The organism is Streptomyces sp. NPDC001700, assembly GCF_053596435.1.
Genome location: NZ_JBSFGE010000002.1, coordinates 614364 through 631259 on the forward strand (window position 1 = coordinate 614364; position 16896 = coordinate 631259).

The 16896-nt window shown below is 71.3% G+C and carries 18 protein-coding genes; 8 read left to right on the forward strand and 10 right to left on the reverse strand.

Annotated features, from left to right (window positions below; translation table 11 throughout):
- Positions 1-21 precede the first annotated feature (21 nt).
- The 7 genes from ACWC5C_RS05485 (at position 22) to ACWC5C_RS05515 (ending at position 6761) form a co-directional block, all read left to right on the forward strand.
- Positions 22-948 (forward strand): ribokinase, encoded by a 927-nt coding sequence (locus ACWC5C_RS05485; protein ID WP_450873912.1) that lies wholly within the window; start codon positions 22-24, stop codon positions 946-948.
- A complete protein-coding gene (rbsD, locus tag ACWC5C_RS05490; protein WP_450873914.1) occupies positions 945-1343 on the forward strand; it encodes a D-ribose pyranase in 399 nt (132 codons plus the stop codon). The genes ACWC5C_RS05485 and rbsD overlap by 4 nt, the downstream gene beginning before the upstream one ends.
- A gap of 384 nt (positions 1344-1727) precedes the next feature.
- Complete coding sequence (locus ACWC5C_RS05495) at positions 1728-3818, forward strand: bifunctional polysaccharide deacetylase/glycosyltransferase family 2 protein (protein WP_450873916.1); 2091 nt, start codon at positions 1728-1730, stop codon at positions 3816-3818.
- Between the two features lie 33 nt (positions 3819-3851).
- Entirely contained in the window at positions 3852-4946 is a 1095-nt protein-coding gene (locus tag ACWC5C_RS05500; protein ID WP_450873918.1) for an LCP family protein, read from the forward strand.
- Between the two features lie 375 nt (positions 4947-5321).
- Positions 5322-5735: a hypothetical protein gene (locus ACWC5C_RS05505; RefSeq protein ID WP_450873920.1), complete on the forward strand. Its 414-nt coding sequence runs from the start codon at positions 5322-5324 to the stop codon at positions 5733-5735.
- Between the two features lie 82 nt (positions 5736-5817).
- Positions 5818-6429 carry a SigE family RNA polymerase sigma factor gene (locus ACWC5C_RS05510; RefSeq protein WP_450873922.1) on the forward strand — a complete coding sequence of 204 codons (612 nt, stop codon included), beginning with the start codon at positions 5818-5820 and terminating at the stop codon, positions 6427-6429.
- A complete protein-coding gene (locus tag ACWC5C_RS05515) occupies positions 6426-6761 on the forward strand; it encodes a hypothetical protein (RefSeq protein WP_450873924.1) in 336 nt (111 codons plus the stop codon). Before ACWC5C_RS05510 ends, ACWC5C_RS05515 begins: the two co-directional genes overlap by 4 nt.
- 6 nt (positions 6762-6767) lie before the next feature.
- On the opposite strand, the gene ACWC5C_RS05520 is transcribed toward ACWC5C_RS05515, so the two are convergent.
- Entirely contained in the window at positions 6768-7181 is a 414-nt protein-coding gene (locus ACWC5C_RS05520; protein ID WP_450873926.1) for a GNAT family N-acetyltransferase, read from the reverse strand.
- Positions 7182-7239: 58 nt separating this feature from the next.
- Between ACWC5C_RS05520 and ACWC5C_RS05525 the strand changes: the two genes are divergently transcribed.
- Positions 7240-7638 (forward strand): signal peptidase I, encoded by a 399-nt coding sequence (locus ACWC5C_RS05525; protein WP_450874016.1) that lies wholly within the window; start codon positions 7240-7242, stop codon positions 7636-7638.
- On the opposite strand, the gene ACWC5C_RS05530 is transcribed toward ACWC5C_RS05525, so the two are convergent.
- The 9 genes from ACWC5C_RS05530 to ACWC5C_RS05570 form a co-directional block, all read right to left on the reverse strand.
- A complete protein-coding gene (locus ACWC5C_RS05530) occupies positions 7626-8033 on the reverse strand; it encodes a DUF6336 family protein (RefSeq protein WP_450873928.1) in 408 nt (135 codons plus the stop codon). The genes ACWC5C_RS05525 and ACWC5C_RS05530 overlap by 13 nt on opposite strands.
- 23 nt (positions 8034-8056) lie before the next feature.
- Positions 8057-8887, reverse strand: coding sequence for a sugar phosphate isomerase/epimerase family protein (locus tag ACWC5C_RS05535; RefSeq protein WP_450873930.1), 831 nt, complete (start codon positions 8885-8887; stop codon positions 8057-8059).
- Positions 8884-10041, reverse strand: a complete 1158-nt coding sequence (locus ACWC5C_RS05540) for a dihydrodipicolinate synthase family protein (protein ID WP_450873932.1) — start codon at positions 10039-10041, stop codon at positions 8884-8886. The genes ACWC5C_RS05535 and ACWC5C_RS05540 overlap by 4 nt, the downstream gene beginning before the upstream one ends.
- Positions 10038-11198: a Gfo/Idh/MocA family protein gene (locus tag ACWC5C_RS05545; protein ID WP_450873934.1), complete on the reverse strand. Its 1161-nt coding sequence runs from the start codon at positions 11196-11198 to the stop codon at positions 10038-10040. Before ACWC5C_RS05545 ends, ACWC5C_RS05540 begins: the two co-directional genes overlap by 4 nt.
- Before the next feature lie 139 nt (positions 11199-11337).
- Entirely contained in the window at positions 11338-13134 is a 1797-nt protein-coding gene (locus ACWC5C_RS05550) for a hypothetical protein (RefSeq protein WP_450873936.1), read from the reverse strand.
- Positions 13131-13718, reverse strand: coding sequence for a hypothetical protein (locus ACWC5C_RS05555; protein ID WP_450873938.1), 588 nt, complete (start codon positions 13716-13718; stop codon positions 13131-13133). The genes ACWC5C_RS05550 and ACWC5C_RS05555 overlap by 4 nt, the downstream gene beginning before the upstream one ends.
- Positions 13719-13724: 6 nt before the next feature.
- The gene (locus ACWC5C_RS05560; protein WP_450873940.1) at positions 13725-14600 is read right to left on the reverse strand and encodes a carbohydrate ABC transporter permease; all 876 of its coding nucleotides are present in this window, start codon (positions 14598-14600) and stop codon (positions 13725-13727) included.
- The gene (locus ACWC5C_RS05565; RefSeq protein WP_450873942.1) at positions 14597-15559 is read right to left on the reverse strand and encodes a carbohydrate ABC transporter permease; all 963 of its coding nucleotides are present in this window, start codon (positions 15557-15559) and stop codon (positions 14597-14599) included. Before ACWC5C_RS05565 ends, ACWC5C_RS05560 begins: the two co-directional genes overlap by 4 nt.
- Complete coding sequence (locus ACWC5C_RS05570; RefSeq protein ID WP_450873944.1) at positions 15556-16848, reverse strand: ABC transporter substrate-binding protein; 1293 nt, start codon at positions 16846-16848, stop codon at positions 15556-15558. The genes ACWC5C_RS05565 and ACWC5C_RS05570 overlap by 4 nt, the downstream gene beginning before the upstream one ends.
- Between the last annotated feature and the right edge of the window lie 48 nt (positions 16849-16896).

A 16896-nucleotide genomic window follows, 5' to 3' on the forward strand; every position in this document is an offset into this window, starting at 1 on the left:
CCGTCTGAAAGGACATACCGCATGCACGACTACGACCTCCTGGTCGTGGGGTCGGCCAACGCCGATCTGGTGGTCGGCGTCGACCGCCGCCCCGGGGCCGGGGAAACCGTCCTCGGCTCCGACCTGGCCGTCCACCCGGGCGGCAAGGGCGCCAACCAGGCCGTCGCCGCAGGCCGCCTCGGCGCCCGTACGGCCCTGCTGGCCCGGGTCGGCGACGACGGCCACGGCCGACTGCTGCTGGACTCGCAGCGCGACGCCGGGGTCGACACCACCGGCGTCCTGGTCGGCGGCGCGCCCACCGGGGTCGCGCTGATCACGGTGGACCCCTCGGGCGACAACAGCATCGTGGTCTCCCCCGGCGCCAACTCCCGGCTCACCCCCGAGGACGTACGCGGCGCCGAGAGCCTGCTGGCCGCCGCCCGCGTCGTCTCGCTCCAGCTGGAGATCCCGCTGGAGACGGTCGCCGAGGTCGTCCGCACGGCGGGCGCGGGCTTCGGCGACCGGCCCGGGCCGCGCGTGGTGCTCAACCCGTCCCCGCCCGCGCCCCTGCCCGCCGATGTGCTCGCCGCGTGCGATCCCCTCGTCGTCAACGAGCACGAGGCGCGCTATCTGCTGAGCGACGACCCGGCCGGGGACGCCACGGACCCCGAGGCGTGGGCGGCGGCGCTGCTGGCGCGCGGCCCGCGCTCGGTGGTGGTCACCCTGGGCGGCGAGGGCGCGCTCGTCGCCGAGCGCGACCGTACGGTCCGGGTGCCCAGCCTGCCGGTCGAGGCCGTGGACACCACGGGGGCCGGTGACGCCTTCACCGGTGCGCTCGCCTGGCGCCTGGGCGTCGGGGACGACCTGGAGACCGCCGTCCGGTACGCCGTACGCGTCGGCGCGGCCGCCGTGACCCGGGCCGGGGCGCAGGTGTCCTTCCCGACCGCCGACGAGGTGGCCGCCCTGTGAAGCGTGGGGGGATCCTCAACCGTCATCTGAGCGCGGGTCTTGCGCTGCTGGGCCACACCGACACGGTGATGGTGTGCGACGCGGGCCTGCCGATACCGTCCTCCGGCCCCCGCGTCGTCGACCTGGCCTTCACGGCCGGGGTGCCGTCCTTCGAGCAGGTGCTGGCCGGGCTGCTGGACGAGCTGGTGACCGAGGGGGCGGTCGCGGCGCAGGAAGTGAGCGAGTACAACCCGGCGGCGATGGCACTGCTGGACGCGTACTTCCCCTACCCCGCGCTGGACCTCGTGTCCCACGAGGAGCTGAAGTCCCGTACGGCCACGGCGAAACTGGTCGTACGGACCGGCGAGGCGCGGCCGTACGCGAACGTACTGCTGCGCTGCGGCGTGCCGTTCTGAATTCGTCCGGTGCGGTGTCGGCGAAATGCGTTTAACGGCAACGTGAATGACCGCATTCCGGCTGGCGGTTGACGAGGCTGGCGATTCGATCATCGAATACGGCCGCCCGTCAACCGCCCTCGGCGGCACTGCCGCCCTTCCGCCATAAGTGAGTTCTTTGTCACGCGGGACAACTCGCCAGTAGGAAATCGAGAGGTCGCGCCGAAATGACTGATCGCTACACTCCCTCCACATGTGTAAGGCCAGCCGGAACCGCAAGCGACAGAAAACCCGTCTCATAGCGAACGCTCACCGCGCCCTGGTGGTGATCACCGCGCCTGGCCCCGCGCCGGGCCGAAGACGGGTCGTCCGGGTCCTCCGCCGGGTGGCCCCGGGCGTCGGCGGATGAGCCGCAAGCCCAGACGTCGGCATGCCGCGGCCCGTGATCCGCGGGGACACTGGCTGTTTCTGATCATCGTCCTCCCTGTGATGTTCGCCATGCTGATGTTCCAGGGGTGGACCGACAACGAGATCGACGCCGCGAAGACGCGGCGCCCCTGCGCCACCCCCGTGCCCCGGGCCGTGGACAAGGGAGGCCCGGTCCTGCGCATCAAGGACGGCGAGGTGTCGTCGGCCTCGATGCCCGCGCGCACCGTGGCGCTCACGTTCGACGGCGGCCCCGACCCCGTATGGACGCCGCGCCTGCTCGACCTGCTGCGCGAGCACCACGCGCACGCCACCTTCTTCCTCTACGGCGCCAAGGCGGCCGAGCACCCGGACCTGGTGCGGCGGATCCGCGCCGCGGGCCATGAGATCGGGTCGAATACCTACACCGGCGCCGACCTGGGCACCTCGTCTTCCGCTCGCACCGGTCTCGAACTGTCGCTCACGCAGTCGGCGCTGGCGGGCTCCTCGGGCGTCCGCACCGGGCTGCTCCGGATGCCCCAGACGACCGCGATGGACACCCTGTGCGGCGCCGAGTGGAAGGCGGCGCAGCGCGTCGCCGCCGACGGATACACCCTGGTCACCGCCGATCAGTGGTACCGCGAGCCGTCGCAGGGCGTGGTCCGGCAGTTCAGCCAGAACGAGAGCGCGTACCAGGAGGCGAAGAGGCTGCTCGGCGACCGGCGGGTCGACCGGTTCACCACCGTGACCGCCGGGATCGGGGCGCCCTCGGGCGAGATCCCGGCGTCCCTGTGGGAGCGCGCGGAGGGCAAGGCGCTGCTCTGGGCCGGTGCCATCGGGCGGGCGTTCACCAGCGCCATGGCCTGGGTGCTCGCGATCGCCGGTGCGCTGGGCCTGCTGCGGCTGGTCACGCTCGTCTTCTTCGCCCGCGCCCATGTCCGGCGGCTGACCCGCTTCCGCCCCGGCTCCCCCTGGCTGCGCGAGGTCAACGACCCGGTGACGGTGATCGTCCCCGCGTACAACGAGGAGGCGGGCATCGAGGCCACCGTGCGTTCGCTGCTGGCCTCCACCCATCCGTATCTCCAGATCATCGTGGTCGACGACGGGTCGACGGACCGGACGGCGGACCTCGCCACCTGGATCGACGACCCCCGGGTGTCGGTGATCCGGCAGGTCAACTCCGGCAAGGCGACCGCCCTCAACACCGGTCTCGCGCACGCGGCGCACGACATCGTGGTCATGGTCGACGCCGACACCGTCTTCGAGGCCGATGCCGTCCACCAGCTCATCCAGCCGCTCGCCCACCCGGCCATCGGCGCGGTGAGCGGGAACACCAAGGTCGGCAACCGGCGCACCCTGCTGGGCCGGTGGCAGCACCTGGAGTACGTCTTCGGGTTCAACCTCGACCGCCGGATGTTCGAGGTGCTGGAGTGCATGCCGACCGTCCCGGGCGCCATCGGCGCCTTCCGGCGGGACGCGCTGATGGGCGTCGGCGGGGTCAGCGAGGACACCCTCGCCGAGGACACCGACCTCACCATGGCCCTGTGGCGGGCCGGTTGGCGCGTGGTGTACGAGGAGACGGCCGTCGCCTGGACCGAGGTGCCCACCTCGCTGCGCCAGCTGTGGCGGCAGCGCTACCGCTGGTGCTTCGGCACGCTCCAGTCCATGTGGAAGCACCGGAGGGCCGCCGTCGAACTGGGCCCGGCCGGGCGCTTCGGGCGCCGGGGGCTGTCGTACCTGGTCCTCTTCCAGGTGCTGCTGCCGTTGATCGCGCCGATCGTCGATCTGTTCGCCCTGTACGGCGCGCTCTTCCTCAGCCCCGTGCAGTCGGCCGGGATCTGGTGCGCGTTCCTCGCGGTCCAGCTCGTGTGCGCCGGATACGCGCTGCGGCTGGACGGGGAGCGGTTGCGGTCGCTGTGGTCGATGCCGTTCCAGCTCTTCGTCTACCGGCAGCTGATGTACCTGGTGGTCATCCAGTCCGTGGTCGCCGCGCTGCTCGGCGCCCGGCTGACGTGGCACCGCATGCACCGCTCGGGCACAGCCGCCCAGCAACTCCGATCTAACGATCATGAAGAACTGTCGTCCATTTGATGTAGGACTGGTGAACATGCAGACTGGCGCGCCATGAGCGAGTGGGTGGACAGGAACCAGAACGGTGGCGGGGCGGGCTTCGGCGGCGGCCCGGTCATCAGCGGCCCGGTCATCAGACGAAGACCGCCCCGGCAACCCGCCAGCAGGCGCCGCCGGATCGCGCGGGCGGTGGCCCTCCTGATCTCCGTACCGCTCGTGGCGTCCGCCGGTACCTACGTCTGGGCCGACAGCACGCTCGACCGCAAGGTCGACCTCGGCAAGGCCGCCGCGGACCGTCCGGCGCGCGGCAAGGGCACCAACTACCTGATCGTGGGCTCCGACAGCCGCACGGGACTGTCCGGCGCGGCCAAGAAGCAGCTGCACACCGGCTCCGCCGACGGCGGCCGCACCGACTCGATGATGGTGCTCCACACCGGTGCCCACGGCAGCACGTTGATGAGCCTCCCGCGTGACTCCTGGGTGACCATCCCCTCGTTCACCCGCCCCGAGACCGGCAAGCACTACCGCGCGGCCCGGAACAAGCTGAACGCGGCGTACTCCCTCGGCGGCCCCGATTTGCTCATCCGCACCATCGAGCGCAATACGGGTCTGCGCATCAACCACTACGCGGAAATAGGCTTCGCGGGATTCGTGGGCCTGGTGAACGCGGTCGGCGGCGTGGACATGTGCGTGAACAGGAATGTACGGGACGAGAAATCGGGCCTGAATCTGAAGAAGGGCTGCCATAACCTCGACGGATCCAAGGCACTCGCATTCGTCCGGCAGCGCCACCAAGAGGCCGAGGGCGATCTCGGACGGTCCAAGAATCAACAGAAATTCCTCGCCGCACTCGCCCACAAGGCCGCCACCCCGGGTGTCGCCCTCGACCCGTTCACGATGTATCCGACGATGCGCGCGGGGCTGGACACGCTCATTGTCGACAAGGGCATGGAGATGCCCGATCTCCTGTCGCTGTTCGAGGCGATGAAGGGCGTGACGGCCGGTGACGGGCAGCAGGTCAAGGTCCCGGTCTCCAGCCTGGGCTTCCGGACGTCGAAGGGCAGCGCCGTGCGGTGGGACACCGCACGCGCGAAGAAGCTCTTCGGCGAGCTGGCGCACGACCGGCCGGTGAGCCCCGACCTGCGCTAGGACGAGGCGCTGACGCGTTTCGAGGGGCCCGGTCCGTCGACCAGGCCCCTCGCTTCCCCCTCCGCAGGGCTCCCTCTGAATCCCCCCAGATCCCTCCCCAGGAAGCCCGATGCCAGGTACGACCGGCCAAGGCGGGGAAGGGTTGCACGATTTTCCGAAGTTATTGATCTGTTACTTCGGGCGGGTCTTGACCACCACGGTCAGACTCGGGACAGCACGTCCCTCGGGTTGATCCAAGATTTTCCGGGTGCCGCGACAACCTCGGGTGGGGCCGCACGTCTGGTGGGGTGAAGGCGGGTTCCGGGACGGGTCTTCCGGTTCCCGGCTCCGCCTGACTCATCAGCGTTTTCCCGATGTTCCTGGAGTCGTTGACCTATGCGGCACATCCGCGCCAAGAAGCTGAACCGCCCCCTGCGCACCTGGGTTCTGGGGTCGGCCGCCGGTATCGCCCTGCTCGTGGGGGGTGGCATGGCCGCCCAGGCCGCCACCGCCGACCACGCGCGGCCCACCGAGTCGAGCGCGCCCACCCCGGCCCCGGCCGAGCCCGAGCCGGTCCCGTCCGTACCGGAGGCGAACGAGCCCAAGCCGGTACCGTCCGCCCCTGCGGACCCCACCGAGCCCAAGCCCGTGCCGTCCGCCCCCGCGGACCCCACTGAGCCCAAGCCCGTGCCCTCCGTACCGGCTGACCCCACCGAGCCCAAGCCCGTACCGGCCGACCCCACCGAGCCCAAGCCGGTGCCCTCCGTACCGGCCTCGGCCCAGCCCAAGCCGGTTCCGGCCGAACGCTAGCCGTCAGCCCGTCAGCAACGGATGGGGCAGGGCCGGATCCGGAGTCGGCCCTGCCGCAGCACCGACGAGGTGAACGAGGACGATGCAGCTCACTCTTGTCCTGCCCTGGTGGGCCCGGCTGCTTCGCCGTGCCCGGACGACCGCCCCGGCACCGGGGGCGCGCCCCCGGCTGCTGAGGCCGGTGGACGCCCAGGACGACGAGGAGCCACCGCCCACACTGGCCGAGCTGTACCGGGCCCGGCGGCTCGACATGGTCCGGCTGGCCATCTTCCTGGTGGACGATCTGCACACCGCCGAGGACGTCGTCCAGGACGCGTTCGCCGCCGTCTGCCGCCGACACGGCGCACGGCTGGACGACGTCCAGGACGCCCACGCCTATCTGCACACCGCCGTGGTCAACGCCGCCCGCTCGGTGCTGCGCCGACGGCGTACGGCCCGGGCGTACACCCCGCCGCACCCGGGGCCCGGCGCGCCGGTGGACGAGCCGCTGCTGCTCGCCGAGGAACACCGGCAGGTGCTGGACGCGCTCGCGCACCTCACCGCGCGCCAGCGTGAGGTGCTGGTGCTGCGCTACTGGTCCGATCTGTCCGAGGCGCAGATCGCCGAGACCCTCGGCGTGTCCCGTGGCACGGTGAAGTCGACCGCGAGCCGTGCGCTCGGCACCCTGGAAAAGCTGCTGGAGGCGGACCGATGAGTGCCCACCCGCCGACCGAGGACCGGCTGCGCGCCGCGCTCGACGCCCGTGCGCGGCTCATCAGCGCCCACGATCTGTCCCCGGCCCGTCCCCCGACCGGCCGGGCGTGGGGGACCCGGCGGATACGGCGCGTCGTATCGGCCGTGGCGGTGGGCGCGGCGGCGGCCGCGGCCGCCCTCGCCTTCCTCCTCCCCTCCGGCTCCGACTCCCCCGAGCGCCCCCACCGCCCGGCCCCACCCGCCCACGACCCGCCCGCCACCAGCACCACACCGGCCCCGGTCCCGTCACCGACCGAGCCCCGATCGCGCCCTTTCCCCTCCCAGCCGCGCTGAGCTAGGTCAACGCGCCTGGTAGCGGGCCACGTTCTGATCAGGTTGGGTCTGGTCGGGCGATGTGCCATGGCGCCGGAAGCCGGACTTCTCCAGCACCCTGACGGAGGCCGGGTTCGACAGCTCCACGGTGGCGTGCACCGCGTGGACGCCCGGCGCGCCGAGCGCGAAGGCGGTGAGGGCGCGGGTGGCCTCGGGGGCGTAGCCACGGCCCCGGCGGGACGGCACGATGCCGTAGCCGATTTCGACGGCGCCGTCACTCGGCGGCCAGAACAGACCGATCGAGCCGACCACCAGACCGGTGGCCCGCTCGATGATCAGCCGGTGGCCGTACGGGCCCAGCCAGTCGGGGTGTTCGGCGAAGAGCCCGGCGATGACCTGATCGCCCTCGGCGGGGAAGTCACCGGCCCAGTACGGCGCCACGCGTCTCTCGCGCCGCGCATACCCTAGCCTGCTAGCTTCCGGAGACGTGAGCGACAGCGTGAATGACAGCGTGTACGTGGGCAACGCGGGCAAGGACGCGGCGTTGGACCGGGGGTGGATCCTCGGGCACTTCAAGGACGCCGACGATCCCCGCCACAGTGCGGACGTGGAGATCAAGTGGGGTGTCCATCCGCCCGGGGACGAGCGGGCGCGGTGGGTGAGGGGCGAGGAGCGGACGGCGCTGCTGGTGCTCATCAGCGGCCGCTTCCGCGTGGAGCTGCCCGGCCGCAGCGTTCTCCTGGAGCAGCAGGGGGATTACGTCGTGTGGGGGCACGGAGTCGACCACTCCTGGGTCGCGGAGGAGGAGTCGGTCGTACTGACGGTGCGGTGGCCTTCGGTGCCCGGATACGCGGTGCCGCCGCCGGAGGACGAGGCGAACGGGCGTCAGCTGCCGTAGAGCCAGCTCCCGATCTCCGCCTCGTCGATCAGGCCGTACAGCCCGAACGCGGCGGGCGCCAGGACCAGGGCCATGACGCCGAAGCGGACCATGGCCGGGGCCATGATCGAGATGCCCTCGTACTGGTTGGTGATCGAGCGGAAGTCGCGCCACCGGCGGATGTCGCCGCGGCAGCACGCCCAGAAGAAGAGGCCGAACACGAAGAACCCCCCGCCGAAGACGAGCGCGAAGCCGCCGACGACCGCGATGAATTCCTCCCGGTCGTGGTGGTCGCCGACGAACAGCATGGCGATCAACAGGACGACGATCAATGCCAGTCCGTGCAGCACACCGCGCAGCAGTACCTCACGCATCCGCAGCCGTGGCTCGATGATCCTCCGTGCCCCCGTGTTCATGGCCGCACCCTACCCGGGCCCGGTTACAGCACCAGCGCCCGGTAGCGGTCGGCCACTTCGGCCAGGACTTCGGCGCCGTCGCGGGCCCAGAGGTCCGGGTTGAAGATCTCGACCTCGATGGGGCCGTCGTAGCCGGTCGCGTCGACCTGTTCGCGGAACCAGCGGAAGTCGACCGCGCCGTCCCCGAGTTGCCCCCGGCCCAGCAGCACGCCCTCCGGCAGCGGCGTGATCCAGTCGGCGAGCTGGAAGGCGGCGATGCGGCCCTCGGCGCCCGCGCGGGCGATCTGGGCGGCCGCGGTGTCGTCCCACCACAGGTGGTAGGTGTCCACGACGACGCCGACCTGGTCGGCCGGGAAGCGGGTCGCCAGGTCGAGGGCCTGGGCGAGGGTGGAGACGACGCAGCGGTCGGACGCGTACATGGGGTGCAGCGGCTCGATGGCCAGGCGGACGCCGCGCTCGGCGGCGTACGGGCCCAGCTCCCCCAGCGCGTCGGCGATGCGCTCACGGGCGGCGAACAGGTCGCGGCTGCCGGGCGGGAGGCCGCCGGAGACCAGGACCAGGGTGTCCGTGCCGAGGGTGGCGGCCTCGTCGATGGCCGTGCGGTTGTCGGCCAGGGCGGCGGCGCGCTCATCGGGGTCGATCGCGGTGAAGAAGCCGCCGCGGCACAGCGACGTGACGGTCAGCCCCGCGTCCCGGATGAGCGCGGCGGCGGCCTCCACGCCGTACTTCTGGACCGGCTCGCGCCACAGGCCCACGCCCGTGACGCCCGCCTTGACGCAGCCCTCCGCCAGCTCCGGCAGCGACCACTGCTTGATCGTTTCCTGGTTGAGGCTCAGGCGGGGGACGGCGTTCATTGGGCGACTCCGTAGACGGACAGCAGGTGCTTCATACGGGACTCCGCCAGCGCCGGGTCCGGGAACAGGCCCAGCCCGTCGGCCAGTTCGTACGCCCGCGCCAGGTGCGGCAGCGAACGGGCCGACTGCAGGCCGCCCACCATCGTGAAGTGCGACTGGTGGCCCGCCAGCCAGGCCAGGAAGACGACGCCCGTCTTGTAGTAGCGGGTCGGGGTCTGGAAGAGGTGGCGGGAGAGTTCCACGGTGGGGTCGAGCAGGGCGCGGAAGCCCTCGGTGTCGCCGGTGTCCAGGCGGCGTACGGCCTCGGCGGCGAGCGGGCCCAGCGGGTCGAAGATGCCGAGCAGCGCGTGGCTGAAGCCGTGGTCGTCGCCCGCGATCAGCTCGGGGTAGTTGAAGTCGTCGCCGGTGTAGCAGCGCACCCCGTCCGGCAGGCGGCGCCGCAGGTCGACCTCGCGCTGGGCGTCGAGCAGGGAGACCTTGATGCCGTCGACCTTGTCGGGGTGGGCGGCGATCACGTCGAGGAAGGTGTCGGTGGCGGCGTCCAGGTCGGCGCTGCCCCAGTAGCCCTCCAGCGCCGGGTCGAACATCGGGCCCAGCCAGTGCAGGACGACAGGCTCGCGCGCCTGGCGCAGCAGGTGGCCGTAGACGTCGAGGTAGTCGTCCGGCCCCTTGGCGGCCGCGCACAGCGCGCGCGAGGCCATCAGGATCGCCTGGGCGCCGGACTCCTCGACGACGGCGAGCTGCTCCTCGTACGCCGCCCGCACCTCGGCCGCCGTGCGGTCGCCGGGGGCCAGCTGGTCGGTGCCGACGCCGCACGCGATGCGCCCGCCGACCGCCTTCGCCTCGGCCGCCGAGCGCCGGATGAGTTCGGCGGCGCCCGCCCAGTCGAGGCCCATGCCGCGCTGCGCGGTGTCCATGGCCTCGGCCACGCCGAGCCCGTGCGACCACAGGTGGCGGCGGAAGGCGAGGGTGGCGTCCCAGTCGACGGCGGCGGGGCTGTCGGGGCTGACGTCGGCGTACGGGTCGGCGACCACATGGGCGGCCGAGAACACGACACGGGACGTAAAAGCAGCCCCCGTGGTCAGGGACAGCGGCTCGGTGCGGGGCTCGTAGGGGCGGGTCGTGCCGTCCGGCCCGGGCAGGTGGAGGGTCACAGGCTCAGCTCCGGGACGTCGAAGCGGCGGCCCTCCGCGGAGGACGCGAGGCCCAGCTCGGCGAGCTGGACGCCGCGGGCGCCCGCGAGGAGGTCCCAGCGCCAGGGCTCGTCCAGGGCGACGTGGCGCAGGAACAGCTCCCACTGGGCCTTGAAGCCGTTGTCGAACTCGTCGTTGTCCGGGATCTCCTGCCACTGGTCGCGGAAGGACTCGGTGGCCGGGAGGTCCGGGTTCCAGACCGGCTTGGGGGTGGCCGAGCGGTGCTGGACGCGGCAGTTGCGCAGCCCCGCGACGGCGGAGCCCTCGGTGCCGTCGACCTGGAACTCGACCAGCTCGTCGCGGTTGACGCGGACCGCCCAGGACGAGTTGATCTGGGCGATGGCGCCGCCTTCGAGCTGGAAGATGCCGTACGCCGCGTCGTCGGCGGTGGCGTCGTACGGCTTGCCCTGCTCGTCCCAGCGGGTCGGGATGTGGGTGGTGGTCTGGGCCTGGACGGTGCGGACGGGGCCGAACAGCTCGTGCAGGACGTACTCCCAGTGCGGGAACATGTCGACGACGATGCCGCCGCCGTCCTCGGCGCGGTAGTTCCAGGAGGGGCGCTGGGCGCTCTGCCAGTCGCCCTCGAAGACCCAGTAGCCGAACTCGCCGCGGATCGAGAGGATCTCGCCGAAGAAGCCGCCGTCGATGAGCCGCTTCAGCTTCAGCAGCCCCGGCAGGAAGATCTTGTCCTGGACGACGCCGTGCTTGATGCCCGCGGCCCGGGCGAGCCGGGCCAGTTCGAGGGCGCCGTCGAGGTCGGTGGCGGTGGGCTTCTCGGTGTAGATGTGCTTGCCCGCCGCGATGGCTTTCTTGAGGGCGTCCTCGCGGGCGGCGGTGACCTGCGCGTCGAAGTAGATGTCGACGGTGTCGTCGGCGAGCACGGCGTCCAGGTCGGTGGAGACGTCGGCGACGGGGTCGAGGCCGTGGCGCTCGGCCATCGCCTTCAGGGCGTGCTCGCGGCGGCCGACGAGCAGCGGTTCGGGCCACAGCACGCTGCCGTCGCCGAGGTCGATGCCGCCCTGTTCGCGGATGGCGAGGAGCGACCGGACGAGGTGTTGGCGGTATCCCATCCGGCCGGTCACACCGTTCATGGCGATCCGCACGGTCTTGCGTGTCACGTGGCTTCTTCTCCTCACCAGGGTCACCGTAAGCGCTTGCAGTAAGCGCTTTCTAAAACCCAACGCTAGCCGCCCCGGCCACCCCTGTACAGAGCGGGCACAGGGGAGACACAGAGGCGGTCAGCGCTTCAGCGCAGAGTCATCGCAGCGTCAAGCGATAGTCGAGAGGCGAACGCCCGGTGATCAGCACGCGCAGCCCGGAGACCGGCAGATCGCCGCCCATCCAGGTGTAGCGCTCCCCCGGGTCCACGGTGGCGGGCTGGCGCGGGCCGCTGCCGTTGCCCGGGCCGAAGGTGATCACGTCATCGCCGGACGTGTACGTTCCGTACCCCTTGACCAGCTGGTACGTGTCCTTCTGGCCGGGCACGGGCTCGACGCCGGTGAGCTTTCCGCCGCTGCGGAAGCACAGTTCGAGGGCGAGCGGGACGTCGGACTCGCCGACCTCCACGTCCAGGTTCCAGCCGCCGTCCGCCTCGGCCGCCCGCACCTCGGTGTGGAGGGTGCGCCACTCCTTGGGGCGGTGCGGGAAGTCCATCGCGGACCAGAAGCGGCCGTCGTTCGTCAGCGGATAGCGGCCGTCGGGGCGGCGGTGCTGCGGGGGCAGCGGCAGGTGGTACCCGGCGCGTACGTCCGCCCACAGCCGCCAGCCGTCCGCCGTGCGCTCGATGTCCTCGGCGCGGAAGTGGCCGAGCGAGAAGAACTGCGGGGACAGCCGCAGCGAGTCCAGGATCGCCGCGCCCTTGCGCCACTTGAAGAAGGTCGGGTTGGTGGACAGGCCCGAGGAGATCGCGTGGACGTCGGGGAAGTCCGTACCGCCGAAGAGGGACGTACGGGTGGCGCCCCGGCCGATCCGCACCAGCCCGCTGTCCTTGTCGCGCCAGGTGAACTCGGAGGGCGCGGCGGTGGCCTTCGGCAGCGGCGCCGCCAGCTCCGGTTCGTCCAGCACCTCGGCGAGGAAGTCCCCGAGCGGGGTCTCGTCGAAGGTCTGGTCCGCGCCGCGCCGCTGGACGGTCTCGGCCATGGCCGCGAAGCGCCCGTCCTTCTCGCGCAGCGCCAGCGCCCGGTACTGGAGCCAGTACTCGGACAGATGCTTGACCGTCTTCTGGTCCTGGCGGCGCGAATGCACCGTCTCCACATCGCCGTTGGGCTCCACGAGGTGGAGCGTGGCCTCCAGGTTGCGGCGCACCGTGTCGTACAGCTTCGGGCGGTCGGTGAGCCGGGCGAGGGTCAGCAGCGCGGGGTTGGTGACGATCGGCGCGTACGTGGCGCTGCGCTCGCTGTACTGGCCCGACGCGTACTGGTCGATGCCCTCGGCCAGCCAGGCGTCGATGCGGCGGGTGTAGCGGGCGTCGGGCCAGAAGGAGTTGATCCGGGCGAGCGCGGCGCACACCTTCCAGCGGTGGTTGGGGGTGTGCAGCCCGCCGGTGGCGAGCCCCGAACCGGCCTTGCGGAGGATCGTCTTCAGGGTGGCCCGGACCTTCGCGGTGGACGCGTGGTCGTCATCGTCCAGCAGCCCGTAGAGCAGGCCCAGGTCCACGATCGAGAACGCGGTGTCCGGCGGGGAGTGCACCGCGCCCTGGTCGAAGAGACCGTCGTCGAACTGGGCGGCGGCCAGCGCGTCGGCGAGCCGGGTCATGGGCGCGATGAGCGCCGCGTCGTGGTGGTGCTCGGCGTCGGCCCACACATGGACGGAGGTGAGCAGCCGCAGGCTGCGGGCGGCGGGGCGGGCCTGGCCGAGGTTGTTCAGCTGGGCGAGGGTGGCGTCGAGCCCGTCCACCACCTCGGCCACCCGCTTGTCGGCGGCCTGGGTGAGCAGATCCAGGAACGGCTTGTCGGTACGGCCTCGGCCAGCGGCTGCGGCCTGGGGCGCACCCGCGGCGAGCAGTCCGCCGACGGCGGCGGTTCCGGCGAGGAAATGACGGCGAAGCAGGCTCATAGGTGGTGCTCCGTGGCTCTGGCCGCGATCGCGAGCGGGCCGGGGACGAGGAAGAGGAGGGGCGGGTAGGCCCAGGCACAGACCGCGGCGGTGGCCACGGCCAGCAGCAGAACGAGGCTCGCGCGGGGGGCGCGCACGCTGGCGTACGCGGCCGAGCGCAGCGCCGCGCGCCAGCTGGTCGCCGATTCGGGGCGGGCGCAGGCGCGCAGCAGGACGACGGTGAGCAGCCCGCCGACGACGAGCAGGGCGGGCCGGAAGACGGCCGCGCCGGGCAGGCCCGCCCCGGCCGCGAGCGCGTTGAACAGCAGCAGCGCACCGCCGAACAGCATCCCGGCCCCGGCCAGCAGGTCGCCGGTGCGCAGCCGGGTCCGCAGGGCGCGGAGGTAGCCGCCCGCGGTGGCGGGGGCGTCCTCCCGTACCCGCCGGTCGAGGACGGCGCAGGCCGTGGACATGGCGGCGGGGGCGGTGATCAGCGGGAGCGAGGCGGCGGCGGTGGCCAGCCCCACCGCCAGGACGTCGGCGAAGAGGGCGAAGCGCGGGCCGGTCAGCTCGCCCGGTTCACGGGTGGTCGCGGAGGACGGCATGGCGGCTCACCCCTTGATTCCGGAGTTGGCCATGCCCTCGACCAGGAACCGCTGGAAGGCGAGGAAGAAGAGCACGATGGGCAGCAGCGCGAAGACCGACATCGCGAACATCGGGCCGAACGCCGACTGGCTGGAGGCGTCCACGAAGGAGCGCAGGGCCAGGGTCAGGGTGAACTTCTCCGGCTCGAAGAGGTAGATGAGCTGGGTGAAGAAGTCGTTCCAGGTCCAGATGAAGGTGAAGATCGCGGTGGTGATCAGCGCGGGCCTGGTCAGCGGCAGGATGACGCTGAAGAAGGAGCGGAACGGCCCGCAGCCGTCGATCCGGGCCGCCTCCTCCAGCTCGCGCGGCAGGTTGCGCATGAACTGGACGATGAGGAAGACGAAGAAGGCGTCGGTGGCCAGGAACTTCGGCAGGATCATCGGCCAGTAGGTGTTCACCATGCCGAGCTGGTTGAAGATGATGTACTGCGGGATGAGGATCGCGTGGTGCGGCAGCATGATCGTCGCGATCATGAAGGCGAACAGCGGCCCGCGCATCCGGAACCGCAGCCGGGCGAAGGCGTACGCGGCGAGCGAGCAGCTGATGACGTTGCCGAGGACGGCGCCGCACGCGATGAGCAGCGAGTTCCACAGCAGCTGCCCGACGCTGACCTCGTTCACGCCCTCCATGGCGGTGGTGTAGTTGCTCCACTCCAGATGGCTGGGGAGCAGCTTGAGGCTGGCGATGACCTCGTCGGCCGGTTTGAACGAGGTGGCCAGCAGCCAGGCCAGCGGATACAGCATCACCAGCAGGATGGCGACCAGGCAGACGTGCAGCACGATCCGGCCGGTGGAACGCCCCTGGGCCACGGGCGCGCTGGTGGTGATCGGGGCGGTGGTCATCGGGCCCCCTCGTTGTTGTCGTTGGCGTAGAAGACCCAGGACCGGGAGGTCCGGAAGAGGATCGCGGTGACGACGCCGATGGCCAGCAGCAGCGCCCACGCCATGGCGGAGGCGTAGCCCATGTGGGAGGCGGTGAAGCCTCGGTCGTAGAGGTAGAGGGTGTAGACGAGGGTGGAGTCGGCGGGGCCGCCCTTGCCCGCGCTGACCGCGAAGGCCGGGGTGAAGACCTGGAACGCCTGGATCATCTGGAGCACCAGGTTGAAGAAGAGCACCGGGGACAGCATCGGGATGGTGATGGAGCGGAACTGCCGCCACCAGGACGCCCCGTCGACCGCCGCCGCCTCGTACAGCTCGGCGGGGATCTGCTGGAGCCCGGCGAGGAAGATCACCATGGGGGCGCCGAACTGCCAGATGGTCAGCAGCGCGACGGACAGGATGGCCCAGCCCGGCTTGTTGATCCAGCCGCCGATGTCGATGCCGACACCGGAGAGCAGGTTGTCGACGGTGCCGCCGTCGTTGAAGATCGCCCGCCAGACGAGGGCGATGGACATCGACGCGCCGAGCAGCGAGGGGGCGTAGAACGCGGAGCGGTAGAAGCCCTTGCCGCGCTTGACGGACTTCAGCGCGATGGCGACGGCGAGGGCCAGCACCAGCTGCAGCGGCACCGCGATCACGACGTACGTCAGCGTCGTGGTGACCGAACGCCAGTAGCGGGGGTCCTCCGTGAACATCTGGGTGTAGTTGCGGAGGCCGATCCACTGCGGGGCGTCGAACATGTCGTAGTCGGTGAACGACAGATACAGCGAGACGGCCATCGGCAGCAGCGTCAGCACGGTCGCGCCGATCACCCATGGGGACAGGAACACCCAGGCGGCGCCCTGCCTCTCGCGCTTCGGTGCCCGCTTGGCGCCCGCGGCGGGGGGCGCGGCGTCCTGGGGGCGGGTCGCGGTCGCGGTCATTGCCTCAGCTCCGCCTTCGCCTCGGTGATGTAGTTCTCCGCCGCTTGGCGCGGCGACAGGCGCTCGTACGACACCTGGTCGTAGTCGCGCGTGAAGGTGGACTGCAGCGAGGCGTCGCCCTTGGGCGGCGCGGCGGGCGGATCCGCGAGCTTGCCCTCGAACTGCTTCTGGTACGCGGAGACGACCTGGTCGAAGCCCTCCAGCTTGGGCAGCACCTTGTCCCGGATGGTGTCGTTGGCCGGGATGCCGCGGGTGGCACCGAGGATGGCCCCGGCCTTCTCGTCGTTGAGCAGGAAGTCGATGAACTGGGCGGCTTCCTTGGGGTGCTGGGTCTTGGCGGACGCCCCGAAGAACATCGACGGCTTGTAGTACAGGGCGGGCTTGCCGTCGTCACCGGCGGGCAGCGGGGCCAGCTTCAGCCCCTTCCCGACGATGGCCTCGTAGCCGCTGGACGGGGCGTCCCAGTTGAAGTCGGATACGGACTTCAGGCGGCCGAGCGGGGTGTTCTCCACCGAGCCGTCCATCTGCGTCGTCTGCTCGGCGGAGGACACCAGGCCCTCCTTGCGGAGCTTGGTGCAGAACTCCCAGTAGCGGGTCAGATCGTCGGCCGTGAAGCCCAGCCCGCCGCCCTCGGTGTAGAGGGACTTGCCCCGGCCGCGCAGCCAGATCTCGAAGACGTCCTCGCTCTGGCCCGGGTCGGTGGCGCCGACCTTGCCGCCGATGTCCTTCTTCGCCGCCTTCAGCTTGCGCATCGCGTCGGTCCAGTCGGCCCACGTCCAGTCGATCGTCGGCTCGGGGACGCCCGCCTTGCGCCACAGCGACGCGTCGTACGGTATGGCCTCGGCGCCACGGGCGACCGGCAGCGCGTACTGCTTGTCGTCCACGACGCCGGTGGCCAGCAGCCCCTTGTCGATGTCCTTCGTGCGCAGCTCGCGGTGTTTGCCGAGGTCGAGCAGGATGCCGGAGGTGGCGTACTGGTTGATCTGCCGGTAGTCCAGCTGCATCACATCGGGTGCGTCGCCGCCCGCGGCCTGGGTGGCGAGCTTCGCCTTGTACGTGTCGAAGCCCGCGAACGACGTGCTGATGTCGACGTTCGGATGGCTCTTCTCGAACAGCTTGACGGCCTCCTCGGTGCGGGCCGCCCGGTCGGGGTTGCCCCACCAGGTGAACCGCAGGGTGACCTTGCCGCCCGAGCCACCGCCCTCACCGCCGCCGCAGCCCGTGAGGGTTCCGCCGAGTGTGAGGACGAGAGCCAGGGCGCAGGACACCTTTGTCCTTTTCTTGCGCATGGCCGGACCGACCTCCCTCCTGTGATGTGCCGATGTGCCTGTTCGTGC

What these genes read in the sequence shown, in the direction of transcription:
- ACWC5C_RS05495 (WP_450873916.1), top strand. Translation starts at nt 1,728, where the DNA reads ATGAGCCGCAAGCCCAGACGTCGGCATGCCGCGGCCCGTGATCCGCGG.
- ACWC5C_RS05550 (WP_450873936.1), bottom strand. Translation starts at nt 13,134, where the DNA reads ATGAGCCTGCTTCGCCGTCATTTCCTCGCCGGAACCGCCGCCGTCGGC.
- ACWC5C_RS05500 (WP_450873918.1), top strand. Translation starts at nt 3,852, where the DNA reads ATGAGCGAGTGGGTGGACAGGAACCAGAACGGTGGCGGGGCGGGCTTC.
- ACWC5C_RS05530 (WP_450873928.1), bottom strand. Translation starts at nt 8,033, where the DNA reads ATGAACACGGGGGCACGGAGGATCATCGAGCCACGGCTGCGGATGCGT.
- ACWC5C_RS05565 (WP_450873942.1), bottom strand. Translation starts at nt 15,559, where the DNA reads ATGACCGCGACCGCGACCCGCCCCCAGGACGCCGCGCCCCCCGCCGCG.
- ACWC5C_RS05505 (WP_450873920.1), top strand. Translation starts at nt 5,322, where the DNA reads ATGCGGCACATCCGCGCCAAGAAGCTGAACCGCCCCCTGCGCACCTGG.
- ACWC5C_RS05570 (WP_450873944.1), bottom strand. Translation starts at nt 16,848, where the DNA reads ATGCGCAAGAAAAGGACAAAGGTGTCCTGCGCCCTGGCTCTCGTCCTC.
- ACWC5C_RS05535 (WP_450873930.1), bottom strand. Translation starts at nt 8,887, where the DNA reads ATGAACGCCGTCCCCCGCCTGAGCCTCAACCAGGAAACGATCAAGCAG.
- ACWC5C_RS05560 (WP_450873940.1), bottom strand. Translation starts at nt 14,600, where the DNA reads ATGACCACCGCCCCGATCACCACCAGCGCGCCCGTGGCCCAGGGGCGT.
- ACWC5C_RS05485 (WP_450873912.1), top strand. Translation starts at nt 22, where the DNA reads ATGCACGACTACGACCTCCTGGTCGTGGGGTCGGCCAACGCCGATCTG.
- ACWC5C_RS05555 (WP_450873938.1), bottom strand. Translation starts at nt 13,718, where the DNA reads ATGCCGTCCTCCGCGACCACCCGTGAACCGGGCGAGCTGACCGGCCCG.
- ACWC5C_RS05515 (WP_450873924.1), top strand. Translation starts at nt 6,426, where the DNA reads ATGAGTGCCCACCCGCCGACCGAGGACCGGCTGCGCGCCGCGCTCGAC.
- ACWC5C_RS05510 (WP_450873922.1), top strand. Translation starts at nt 5,818, where the DNA reads ATGCAGCTCACTCTTGTCCTGCCCTGGTGGGCCCGGCTGCTTCGCCGT.